This is a genomic window from Ruminococcus sp. NK3A76, from assembly GCF_000686125.1.
GTDB lineage: Bacteria > Bacillota > Clostridia > Oscillospirales > Ruminococcaceae > NK3A76.
In genome coordinates, this window is sequence record NZ_JMMA01000002.1 from 1,561,268 (window position 1) to 1,573,671 (window position 12,404).

Sequence of the window (12,404 nt, forward strand, 5' to 3'; positions counted from 1 at the left end):
TATAAATATTAATAATTCAAGCGGATAAGGCAAATATTAAATTACTGTTAAATTACACAAAAAGGGTAGAAAATCAAGTGAAAAAGTGTTACAATTATACTATACTTTTATTAAGGAGAACTACCTATGGACAAAGCAAGATTAAAAGAAATACTATCATCACTGACACTCGAGGAAAAGGCTTCACTCTGCTCGGGTGCGGATTTCTGGCATACTAAGAAGATAGAGGGCAAGGACATACCCGTTATAATGATGTCTGACGGCCCTCACGGACTGAGAAAAATGGAGGGCAATGACAGCATAAAGGCTGTTTGCTTCCCGGCGGCGTGTGCTCTTGCCTGCTCATACGACAGAGAGCTTGTAAGGGAAATGGGCAAGGCGCTCGGAAACGAATGTCAGTCTGAGGGCGTGGCTGTTCTTTTGGGGCCGGGGGCAAACATCAAGCGCTCCCCCCTGTGCGGAAGGAATTTTGAATACTTCTCGGAGGACCCATATCTTGCATCGCAGATGGCAGCAGCACACATAAACGGCGTTCAGAGCATGGGCGTTGGCTCATCGCTAAAGCACTTTGCGGCAAACAATCAGGAGACAAGGCGTTTATCGGTATCGGCTGAGGTAGACGAAAGAGCTTTCAGAGAGATATATCTCTCGGCATTTGAATATGCTGTCAAGGAAGCCAGACCGCAGACTGTGATGTGCTCATACAACAAGATATGGGGAGAATACTCATCACAGAACAAGAGGCTGCTCACAGACATACTGCGTGACGAATGGGGCTTTGAGGGGCTTGTTGTGAGCGACTGGGGCGCTGTTGACGACAGGCCGAAGGGCGTTGCCGCAGGGCTTGACCTTGAAATGCCGGGCAGCATGGGCAAGAACGACAAGCGAATAGTTGAAGCTGTTAAAAACGGCGAGCTTGACGAGGCTGACCTTGACAAGGTGGTAATGCGTGTGCTCGACCTGATATACAAGGGAGATGAAAACAGGCAGTATGCTGCAAAATGGGACAAGGACAAGGACAGAGCCCTTGCAAGAAAGATAGCAGCACAGTGCATAGTGCTCCTCAAGAATGACAAGAAGCTGCTGCCGCTCGACACCAAGAAAAAGATAGCCTTTATCGGCGAATTTGCAAGCAAGCCGAGATTCCAGGGCGGCGGAAGCTCTCACATAAACGTTGAGCAGACTGCAAGTGCCATTGAGGCTTCCAAGGAATATGCAGATGTAAGCTACGCTCAGGGCTACATAACAAGCGAAGACAAGACAGACGAGGCTCTGCTGACGGAGGCTGTTGCGCTTGCTGAGGAAAGTGACACTGTTGTAGTATTCGCAGGGCTTCCCGATTCATTCGAGTCGGAGGGCTTTGACAGGCAGCATATGAAAATGCCGCAGTGCCAGCTCGAGCTCATAGACAGGATACTTGGCGTCAACAAGAATGTAGTAGTTGTTCTACACAACGGCGCACCTGTTGAGATGCCGTTTGCAGACAAGGTAAAGGGCATTGTTGAATGCTATCTCGGCGGCGAGATGATAGGTGCGGCTGTATGCGATGTTCTTTTTGGGAAAGTCAACCCCAGCGGCAAGCTCGCTGAGACATTCCCGAAAAAGCTGTCGGATAATCCGTCTTTCTTGAATTTCCCCGGCGAGGGCGATGTGGTAAGATACAAGGAGGGCATTTTCGTAGGCTACAGGTACTACGAAAAGAAGGACATGGAGGTGCTGTTCCCGTTCGGGCACGGGCTGAGCTACACCGAGTTTGAATACTCGGACATTACGCTCAGTGCAGACGAGATAAAGGACAGCGACATTCTCACCGTAACTGTGAACATCAAAAACACAGGCAAGCGTGACGGCAAGGAAGCTGTACAGCTTTATGTGAGAGACACACATTCCTCAGTGATAAGGCCTGAAAAGGAATTAAAGGGCTTTGAGAAGGTATCTCTTAAGGCAGGCGAAAGCAAAAGGGTCGTATTCAAGCTCGACAAGAGGGCATTTGCTTACTACAACACCGACATCAAGGACTGGTATGTTGAATACGGTCAGTTTGAGATACTCATAGGTTCTTCCAGTGCTGACATAAGGCAGAAAGCAAGCGTTTATGTCGAGACTGACAATGTGATACCCATGCACTTTGACCTTGACTCATTAGGCGGCGAGGTACTGAGCTTCCCTGAGGGCAGGAAGATATTCGGCGAGGTGCTTAAGCTAATGAGCCTGGGCTTTGATTCCTCACAGGCTGATGATTCTGCACAGGCAGCAGCGGAAGCTATGTTCAATGATATGCCGCTGCACGCAATGGTCAGCTTTATAAGCGACGAGCGAATAACAAGAGAGCTGCTTGAAAGCATGGTTGAAAAGCTAAACAAGGCAGCTATAGAATACACAAAATAAACTAAGACAGCAACGACCGCCGCACATATCATGCGGCGGTCTTATTTTACCGATATAAAAGTGAAACGCCGCAGTACAAGCCATACTGCGGCGTTTCTGGTGAGCTATCGGGGATTTGAACCCCGGACCCTTTGATTAAAAGTCAAATGCTCTACCGACTGAGCTAATAACTCACAACAATAGATATTATACCAGTTTACGAAACATTTGTCAAGGGTATTTTGCAATTTTTTTCAATTTTTATTTTTGACGATGCCAAAACATCACTTAAATTATGCCGGATCTTCTGAAATATCGAGTGCAAGTATCAGCTGCTCGACAAAGAAATCACCCATGAGCTTGGTCTGCTCCTCGCCTATTTCCTGCATACCGAGAGCCTTGAATGCGTTAAGAGCCGTTTCGTTTTTCTTGTCTATCTTTATCTTAACAGTCCTTGCGCCGCCCTCTTTAGCCTTTGTCACAATAAAGTTGAGAGCTTTTTTACAGCAGCCCTTGCCACGCTGCTTTTTGATAACGCCTATCTCGGTTATCTCAACTGCCTCGCCGAGTCTCGGAACATATGCAAAAAAGCCAGCCGGTCTGTTATCACACATTATGCTGTAATACTTATATCCGCCGGAGGAGATACGTTCATTGATAGCGTTGAAGCTGTTGAAGCTGTCGAGTATATAATCTATCTGGGGTCTCGGCATGAGCTGAGTATAGTGCTGGCCGAATATCCTGTTTGCAAGGCAGGTTGTCTTTATTATATCAAGTGAGCCGGATATACTTTCAAATTCTGTTGTCATTACTCTTCGTTTCCTTTCAGATATTCAATAAACTGCTTGGCCGTGCGTGGGCTCCTGCCGCCACGCTGTATAGCAAATGCCTCAGCCTGGGTATGCACTGTATCAAGAGGAGTTTTTATCTGATACTCCTTTGCAAGCTCATCAACGACCTTAAGATAAGTCTGCTTATCAGGCTTCTGGAAGCACACTGACAGGCCGAACCTATCGGAGAGCGAAAGAAACTCCTGGAGAGTATCATTAAGATGCACCTCGTCGCCCTCACGGGAGGAAAACGTCTCTCTGACAAGATGTCTTCTGTTAGATGTAGCATAAATAACAAGATTATCAGCAGCCGCAGCAACGCTGCCCTCAAGGATAGCCTTTAAAGCTGCAAAATCATCATCGTCCTCAGTGAACGAGAGGTCGTCGATGAAAATAATGAACTTAAGCGGATTTTCACATACCGTCTCAGTGATATTAGGAAGCTCATGAAGCTGCTTTTTCTTAAGCTCTATAAGGCGAAGGCCTTTGGAGCGGTATTCATTGGCTATAGCCTTGACAGTAGAAGATTTACCTGTGCCGCAGTCGCCGTAAAGGAGGACATTATTGGCAGGCCTGCCTTTTAGCAGAGCGAGAGTATTATCTATCACCTGCTGGCGCTGATACTCATAGCCCGAAAGCTGTGAGAGCTTTATCGGGTCAGGGTTCTTGACTGGCGAGATAGCGCCGTTTTTTATCATAAACACATGGTATTCAGAATAGATACCGTAGCCAAACTGCGAGATAGCGTATATCCTCTGAGCATACACAGCCGAGAAATCAATACCCTCGGACACGGCATAGTGCGGCAGAAAGCCATCAAAGCCTATCTTTCTTTCAAACTCAGATGCAGGGACTTTTGCTATCTCCTCGATAAGTGCGAGCTCATTAGCAAGGCACTCGTCAAGGAAGAAGCCTGTCTTTTTGCCGGCACCTCTTGTGAGCATGAAAATATTCTCGTTTTCAAGCACGAGCTTAAGTATATATTCAGTAAGGTTATCCGAATGCATATAAAGAGCGGCCACGAAATCACAGTAGCACTCAGCGCTTTCATATTCAAGCGCCATGAGCAGCTTTGAAAAGACTGTTCTCTCCTTCAGGCTCTTGAAGACCACAAGCGTTCTTGCGGCAAGAGCGAGCTTTTTAAAATCGGACATACTATCATCTCCGTCTGATACATTTATTTGATTATATCACAAAAGTGTCAAGTTGTCAAATTAAAGCCCCCGGCTCATTTGCAAAGACACAAAGGCACTATTGCCGGTTTTGACAATAGTGCCCTATAAATTTCTATATTTTACCTGCGTTCGGCTTATACAGCCATTCTTGTGAGCTTTTCGGCAATAATATTGGTTGCCTTTACAAGCTCAGTCAGCTCATCATCAGAGAAAACAGCAAATCTTTCCAGAAAATCCTCATGCATCTCACGCTTGATATGCTCAACGAAATCCTTAGCCTCGTCTGTGAGCTTTATCCTGATTATACGTCTGTTTGCACTGTCGTGCATACGCTCGATAAAGCCTTTTTCAACAAGCTGTGCAACCGCACGGGTAGCCTGCTCATTTGAAGTATTTATCTTTGAAGCGAGCCCTGACATCGTAAGCGAGCCGTTAACGCCGAGGGTAAGCATTATCACCTGCTGTGTTCTTGTTATACCATATTTTTTCTTATCAAAGGTATCAAACACCAGCTTACGGCACACGGGGTATATCCTGAAAAGGCTGTTTATATATTCTTTTCTTTCATTCTCAGTCATATTCTTATATCTCCTGCTATTTTATTATACTAAATAAATTATAGCAGAACATTTACTTAAAGTCAATAGTTAAAACTATCAAATATAACCGTATCATAAGTATATAATTATATACTTTTTTAACTAAGGCAACACCGCACGAAGATTGTGCGCAAATTGCGCAGTCAGCTTTTTCGTCAGATTGCACAGATTTTCCGAAAGAATACTACCGTATTTCAAGGAAAAAATGTGTAATATGACGGAAAAGATGCAAGTAAGTTGCGTACAAAGCCTTCAGGCGGTCTTTGTGCGGTGTTGCCCTAAAGCTCTCCCCTATCAATAGCGGCAAGCGAGTCTCTGAGCCTTTGCAGGCCGTCATTTACATATGACAAAGGGCAGGCGACATTCATTCTGAGAAAATCCTTGCCGTTGCCGCCGTATATCTCACCGTTTGAGAGAAAAAGCCCGGAATGTGAGCGTATCTTCTTTTGCAGCACACCTGACGGAACGCCATAAGCCGAAAGGTCGAGCCAGAGAAGATATGTCGCCTCGGAAGGGTAGAGCCTGACCTTTGGCAGCTCACTTTCAAGGAAAGCCTTTACTGCGAGCATATTCTTATAAACATACTCTCTCATTTCATCGAGCCACTGAATACCCTTTCCGAAGGCTGCTATTGTGGCGGCTATTGCAAAGGCATTCGGTTCGCCGACCTCATCGGTATTGAGCGCACGCCATATCTTATGGCGAAGTGTGCGGTTTTCGGCATAGACAGCAGATGTCTGTATGCCTGCTATATTGAACGCCTTGGTAGGTGCTATACAGGTGACTGAGCACATACGGCATTTTTCACTGACGCTGACAAACGGAACGTACTCCTTACCGGGATATGTGATATCGCAGTGTACCTCATCGCACACTATTATTACTCCGTTATCGTAAGCAAGCTCGCCTATCCTTGCAAGCTCATCACAGCTCCATATAATGCCGGCAGGGTTCTGGGGGTTACAAAGCAGGAGCATCGTAGTCTGTCCCATAGAGAGCTTGGCTTCAAGGTCTTCAAAATCAATATGATAACGCTGCCCATCGTATACAAGAGGTGATTCTATGACATTCCTGCCGTTATTCTTTACGCAGTTATAGAAGATATTATACACCGGCGTCATAAGGCAGACATTCTCGCCTGGGGTAGTGAGCTTTCTTACAGCGCTTGATATTGTAGGCACTACACCTGCACTGTAGACAAGGCCTTTACGGTTTAATGTCACATTATGGCGGCTCTGCCAGTGCGAGATATAGGCTTCATACCACTCATCAGGCACATCGGTATAGCCGAACACGCCGTGCTGTGCCCGCTCAACGAGAGCCTGCGTAACAGCAGGGGCTGTTAAATAATCCATATCAGCCACCCACATAGGAAGCTCGCCGTCTTTTATATCCCACTTTGCTGAATATGTGCCGGATCTGTCAACAGGCTTATCAAATATACTTTCAGACATATACTGCTCCTTTATCAAAAACTTATTCAGTCACCCTGAATTCACGCTCATCTTCCTCGACGGGGATATCCTTTACTTCGACATTGTCTATCCTGATGAACGTTCCCTTCTCTATTGCGAGAAACATTTTATCTATACACTCCTCAGGGGCCTGGACCTCCATTTCAACAGAGCCGTCGCTCAGGTTCCTGACAAAGCCGGTAACGCCGTATTCTCTTGCGGCGTAGTATGCACGGTATCTGAATCCCACGCCCTGCACTCTGCCGTAAATGCGGAAACGCCTTCTGATATTATACTTACTGAGCAGACAAAACACCCCCTCATAAAATCTGCCCGTTCATCGCCGGGCAGAAGTAGTTTATTATTTATTGAATATCTCTTCCTTGGTAACAGGCTTTGAATAGAGGTAGCCCTGGAAGCTGTTTACAAGGAAATGCCTGAGAAAATCTCTCATGCTCTCAGTCTCGACACCCTCAACGCACACCTCAGCGGCAAAGGCATTAGCAAGACCGGATATGAACTCTACAGTATTCTGGTCAGACTCGCTGTTTTCTATATTCTTGACAAACTCTCTGTCTATCTTGACAGTATCTACGGGCAGCTCTCTGAGCACGCCGATAGATGAGAAGCCTGTTCCGAAGTCATCGAGTGCGACCTTAATACCGTTAGCACGCAGCGCCCCGAACATCTTTTTGAGCAGTTCGGTATCAAGAAGCCTGCAACGCTCGGTTATCTCAAGGCAGAGGTTTTCAGGCGGGAAGCCTGTTTCCTTGAGAAGGCTCATCACCTCATTGACGAAATCATGCTTTTCTATCTGAGTATAGGAAAGGTTGACATTGATTATTATACCCGGATAGCGTTTTAAGAGGTCAAGGCCGTCTATCATCGCAGTCCTGAGTATCCATGTGCCGAGCTCATTGAAAAGCGAGTCCTGTTCAAGGATAGGGATAAACTGCATAGGCGGAACAGAGCCGTATTCCTCATTTCGCCAGCGCACGAGTGCTTCAAAGCCTTTGAGCGTCTCATTCTTAGCGTCCATTATAGGCTGATAGCAAAGATAGAAGCCTGAGCAGTTCTGGGTTATGCTGTTTCTTATCACGTTTATCTTTTCAACTGTCTGGCGGTTCTCATCAGACAGGGTATCCTCAAACACCACGAGCTCGCCGAGCTTTTTGAGCTTTGAGCGGTAGTAGGAATACCTGAGACAGGAATACGCTGTTTCCTTGGTTATCTCAAAGTTATCCAAAACTATAGCACCTGCATTGAGTGAAAGGCTAAGGTGCTTGCCGTCAACATAGAAATCGTGTGTATGCTTGTCACGGAGCATCTTATACAGCTGTTCGAGTTCGAGCAGGGTCATTTCGCTTGTCAGGACAGCATATTTCGTGCCGTCCATACGATAAACGTTTCCCCTGCCGGCAAATACGCCCTCCAGATACCTGCCAAGGCTCTGGAGCACACGGTTGCCGAAGCTATAGCCGTATACATCATTTATGTCAGAAAAGCCTGTGATGCCGACAAGCATGATAGTTGACCACTTACGCTGCCAGAAGATGCCCTTTAAGTCCTCAAAGAAGCCGTAGAGGTTCTTAAGGCCTGTGAGTGTATCGACAGTGCCGACGCTCTCGTTATTCTTGATAGAGCCGACGAAAAAATCAGGATTTCCGTCGTTATCACGCAGCACTGTGCCCTTACAGGTACACACAACATACTCGCCGTCTGCACGCCTTGCACGGTACTGCATATCGTGGCCGCTGCCGCTGCCGGCAAATATGGATTCTATCTGCTTATTATATACTTCTTTATTATCCTCATGTATATGCCCTGCCCATATCCCACCGGCATTTACCATATACTTTCCGGGCAGGCCGAAATAATCCACCGCACGCTCGCTCCAGCGTGAGTAGTCATATTTGATATCACAGACATACACATAGCAGCCCTCGGCGATCATTGTCATAGCCTCATAGAGCCTGTCTATCATGTTTTTTCGGATATCATTTTTCTCATTCATAGTATCACCCCGATACTCTCAGCGCCATGCTGGAATTATCAATAGACAACGACCTTGTTCTTGCCGGTGTCCTTAGCTTCGTAGAGAGCATTATCCGCTCTCATGACAGCCGCATCGGCAGACTCGCCGCTTTTAACCTTTGTAAGACCGATGCTGACAGTACGCTTGCCGCAGGACGGGAACTCTGCTTCAGAAAATGTCTTCCTTATCTTCTCGGCAACGTCTTCTGCCTTATTTGCATCTTCATTTTCAAGGAGTATCATAAACTCCTCGCCGCCCCACCTACCGGCTCTGCCGTTTTCGGTCATCGAAGCGAGCGTATCAGTCATGATAGAGCTTATACCTCTTATGACATTATCGCCCTCTTTATGGCCGAAGGTATCATTCACGCTCTTGAAATTATCAAGGTCGAGCATCACGAGAGAAACGGTATTGCCTTTCTTGATGCCGCTTGATATCTGTCTTTGTATCTCACCTCTGTTATAGAGCCCAGTAAGAGCATCTGTAACAGCCATTTTTGCAAGTTTGGCATTTGCTTCTTCAAGCTCCTCAGTGGCAGCTTCGATAAATGTTGCAAGGCGGTTTATCATAGACACCTTACCGGAGAAGCTCTCCTCCTTCATCTCAAAGCTGTCATTATAATCGCCAAGGAGCTCACCCTCACGCATAGCTGCAACGACTAAAGTCACATTATGCTGGTTGACATGACCATCAGAGCGCAGGAACTCGCCCGAGGTATAGAAGCCTGACGTCGGTGCAAGCGTCTGGAACGGAATAGTCTCCTTAGACACCTCGTCCTCCCCCCAGAAGGTACGTCTTGCCGCACAGGAGAAAACGTGTATGACCTCAGGCTGGAATGCTCTAATACCCTCTGCACCGCTTCTTACTGATTCGAGGATAGTCCACGGGTCACCGTACGCTATACGGGCCTTTACGTTTTCCTTGATATCGGCTGTCATTTCAAGCGAGCCGTCAGGCAGACTTGCGACAGGCGCTCTGAGTATGGTTATACCGTTATGGTCATATACAAACGGAAATTCAAGAGTATTCGTAAAGAAATGCTCGTCATTCTTGATATTAAGGTATCTGTAGTAGGTATCAAACGCAGGCTTATTATCGAGCTCATTGAGATAGACGCCCTTTGCACGGGTGACATTGAGCTCACGGCCAAGAGGCTTCCAGCCTGTGATATATGTATTGTCGATATGCAGATCATCGCCGCCGATGAACAGGAAAACAACGCCCCTGTCCATATAGCCCTTTTCACTTGAAAATGCGCAGGCATTATCGCCGAAATCAGGCACGAAAGCACCGCCGCCGAAAACGAGCACATCATCTCTTAGCTTATCGAGCCTATCACAGAAGCCTGTCATAGACAGCCCCCGAATGACAACGAGCATCTCAACAGCCTTTACCCACGGATTAGAATCAACATAGCTGATGACCTCATCAGTAACGCTCACCTCAGTCTCGGGAGTGAGGATAAACTGCTTAAGCGCCATTTTTGTATTTGGGTATTCACAAACGGTACAGGTAACGGCGATATCATATTTTGAAAACTCACCGTTAAGGATATTGCCGTTAGTCGAGCAGCCCATATACAGAGCATCAGGCATCTCCTGCGTGATAAGGTCACATACTTTTCTGAGCTTATCCCTTTCTACTGTCTGGGAATAGATCTGGAAAAGGACAGCCGATGTTATCATCGTCTTCCTCCACTGAGCGAGCTTTCTGAGCTCTCTTACAAATGATGTATCATTAACATAGTTGAATTGGAACTGTTTCAAAGCATGCACCACCCTATACATATATATTCATATATATTATACTATATTTTCACCAATTTGTCAACCGGGAATAAATAATTTTTATAATTTTCAAACAAATGCGGACTTGGTCGAATACCAAATCATAGAAAAGAATGACCCCGAAGCAATGAAACTCCGGGGTTTAGCTTATATTCATTTATTAGTGTGAGCCTTTACCTGACAGTCTGTCATACAGGCCTTTCATTATCACATCACGGGCATGGGCTGCCTGCTCCTTTGAAGCAGGCGGGATATCTCCAAGCGGATACGGGATACCGAGGCTCTGATACTTTGACTTTGCCATAGTATGATAAGGCAGGACATCGAGGGCTTTAAGTGTCTTGATACCGCCTATAAAGCGACCAAGCTCAAACAGAAAATGCTCGTCGTCTGTGACACCCGGCACAAGCACATGGCGTATCCACACAGGAATGCCTTTCTTTGAAAGATACTCTGCAAATGCAAGGATGTTTTTATTTTCATGGCCTGTGAGGGCTTTATGGCGTTCGGGGTCGATATGCTTGATATCGAGCATAACAAGGTCTGTCAAGGATATGAGCTTGTCAAACTTTTCGGTATCATCAGGGGTGAATGTTATACCTGAGCTGTCGATACAGGTGTGTATGCCCTTAGCTTTAGCAAGTGTAAACAGCTCGGTAACGAAATCTAACTGCATGAGCGGCTCGCCGCCGGTGACAGTGATACCGCCGTTTTTTAAAAATTCCTTAAGTGATTCATACTCATCAATTAGGCTCTGTGCCGTGCGCTTCTCCCCCTTGCCAACAGCCCAAGTATCTGGGTTATGGCAGTAAAGGCAGCGCATAGGGCAGCCCTGCATGAACACCACAAAGCGCACCCCGGGACCATCGACTGTGCCGAAGGATTCTGTGGAATGGATATAGCCTGTCATCACTGCACGCCCCCGTTATTTAATGCAAAACGGCGCTCGTTCTCGGCGACCTGCTTTAAAAAGCCGTTTCTTGCAGCGAGTATCGCCTTATCAAAGAACTCATTAGCGGCATAGGTATCGCCTTTCTTGGCAAAGACCCGACCCATGCTCTGATAAGCGGCATATTTAAGCTCTTCATACTGCTCATAGGGCTTGATAAGCGCCTCGCAGCGTGCAAGGTCGCCAATGGCGAAGTAGTACTCAAACACCGAGCCGTCTATCATATAATCTATTGCGGGGTTTCTGCCCTTTGTCGAATTATAAAGCCCCTGTGCCTCACTCATCACCTGCTCACAGGCGGGGATATTGTGTGTAAAGGCGGCTATCTGGATCCTATGCCCGTAGTAGATGACCTGCTCCATAATCATTCCTATCGTATTATACCTGAAAAGCTCGGCAGTATTCACAAGGTCACTGTAATAGAGCGCCCTGTCATAATCGTGAGAGATTATCGCAGCATCGGTAAGGTAGAGGGCATAGCCATTTGCATAGCCTACCTTTTTGCTGTCGGCAGAGACTCTAAGGTGATTTTCGGTCATAAACTGAACGAGCGCAGGGGTATAGCCCTCATCACGGATACGCAAAAGCGTTTCTTTATACGCCTTTCTCTCCTTGCCAAGTATTATCGGGAAAACAAGGCTGAACAGCACTACTTCTATGAATATGCCCGCAAGTGCTGCAAATATAAGTCGGTGGACAGTCCTGTCCGTCGGGTCGGGCTCGGTCTGCTTAGTTACAAAGAGCACTGACAGCACCACACCTGCTGCAAAGCAAATAGTATACCAAAGCGCCCACACCATTATTTTCATCTTCCAGTCATGCTTTATCTCGGGTATCTTCTTCTCCTCCATACAAACGCCCCCTTTTGAATTATTATAGCACAAGTAAACCAACAAGTCAACAAAAAAGCCCCTGAAAACAGAGGCTTGAAATCTTTATCAGAGCTGCTCGTGGAAGGTACGGGATATTACGTCGTCCTGCTGCTCCTTTGTGAGCTTTATAAAGTTTACGGCATAGCCGGAAACTCTCACTGTGAGCTGGGGGTATTTCTCGGGGTGAGCCTGAGCATCGAGAAGTGTTTCTCTGTTGAGAACATTTACGTTCAGGTGGTGGCCGCCCTTTTCTACATAACCGTCAAGCAATGAAATAAGATTATCGATCTGTGCATCTGTTACTGCCATGATAAAAACCTCCTGTTTATTATGTTA

At 46.5% G+C, this 12,404-nt stretch carries 11 protein-coding genes and 1 tRNA gene; 1 reads left to right on the plus strand and 11 read right to left on the minus strand.

Annotated features, from left to right (window positions below; genetic code table 11):
• Positions 1-126: 126 nt before the first annotated feature.
• Positions 127-2,388: a glycoside hydrolase family 3 C-terminal domain-containing protein gene (locus CD05_RS0107470; protein WP_028509979.1), complete on the plus strand. Its 2,262-nt coding sequence runs from the start codon at positions 127-129 to the stop codon at positions 2,386-2,388.
• A gap of 97 nt (positions 2,389-2,485) precedes the next feature.
• On the opposite strand, the gene CD05_RS0107475 is transcribed toward CD05_RS0107470, so the two are convergent.
• The 11 genes from CD05_RS0107475 to grcA3 all read right to left on the minus strand — a co-directional run bounded on the left by CD05_RS0107475 (position 2,486) and on the right by grcA3 (position 12,377).
• Positions 2,486-2,561 (minus strand) — tRNA-Lys (locus tag CD05_RS0107475).
• Between the two features lie 99 nt (positions 2,562-2,660).
• On the minus strand, positions 2,661-3,176 hold the full coding sequence (locus tag CD05_RS0107480) for a GNAT family N-acetyltransferase (protein ID WP_028509980.1): 516 nt from the start codon (positions 3,174-3,176) through the stop codon (positions 2,661-2,663).
• Positions 3,176-4,351, minus strand: coding sequence for an ATP-binding protein (locus tag CD05_RS0107485; RefSeq protein ID WP_028509981.1), 1,176 nt, complete (start codon positions 4,349-4,351; stop codon positions 3,176-3,178). The genes CD05_RS0107480 and CD05_RS0107485 overlap by 1 nt, the downstream gene beginning before the upstream one ends.
• A 155-nt stretch (positions 4,352-4,506) precedes the next feature.
• A complete protein-coding gene (locus CD05_RS0107490) occupies positions 4,507-4,950 on the minus strand; it encodes a MarR family transcriptional regulator (RefSeq protein ID WP_037322890.1) in 444 nt (147 codons plus the stop codon).
• A gap of 299 nt (positions 4,951-5,249) precedes the next feature.
• Entirely contained in the window at positions 5,250-6,425 is a 1,176-nt protein-coding gene (locus tag CD05_RS0107495; protein WP_028509983.1) for a MalY/PatB family protein, read from the minus strand.
• Positions 6,426-6,447: 22 nt separating this feature from the next.
• Positions 6,448-6,741 carry an acylphosphatase gene (locus CD05_RS0107500; protein WP_347495121.1) on the minus strand — a complete coding sequence of 98 codons (294 nt, stop codon included), beginning with the start codon at positions 6,739-6,741 and terminating at the stop codon, positions 6,448-6,450.
• A 45-nt stretch (positions 6,742-6,786) separates the two neighbouring features.
• On the minus strand, positions 6,787-8,439 hold the full coding sequence (locus tag CD05_RS0107505; protein WP_028509985.1) for an EAL domain-containing protein: 1,653 nt from the start codon (positions 8,437-8,439) through the stop codon (positions 6,787-6,789).
• A 38-nt stretch (positions 8,440-8,477) separates the two neighbouring features.
• Complete coding sequence (locus CD05_RS0107510) at positions 8,478-10,226, minus strand: diguanylate cyclase (RefSeq protein ID WP_028509986.1); 1,749 nt, start codon at positions 10,224-10,226, stop codon at positions 8,478-8,480.
• Between the two features lie 181 nt (positions 10,227-10,407).
• Positions 10,408-11,157, minus strand: coding sequence for a pyruvate formate-lyase-activating protein (gene pflA / locus CD05_RS0107515; RefSeq protein WP_028509987.1), 750 nt, complete (start codon positions 11,155-11,157; stop codon positions 10,408-10,410).
• Complete coding sequence (locus CD05_RS0107520; protein ID WP_028509988.1) at positions 11,157-12,047, minus strand: hypothetical protein; 891 nt, start codon at positions 12,045-12,047, stop codon at positions 11,157-11,159. Before CD05_RS0107520 ends, pflA begins: the two co-directional genes overlap by 1 nt.
• A gap of 87 nt (positions 12,048-12,134) precedes the next feature.
• Positions 12,135-12,377 carry an autonomous glycyl radical cofactor GrcA3 gene (gene grcA3 / locus CD05_RS0107525; protein ID WP_028509989.1) on the minus strand — a complete coding sequence of 81 codons (243 nt, stop codon included), beginning with the start codon at positions 12,375-12,377 and terminating at the stop codon, positions 12,135-12,137.
• Between the last annotated feature and the right edge of the window lie 27 nt (positions 12,378-12,404).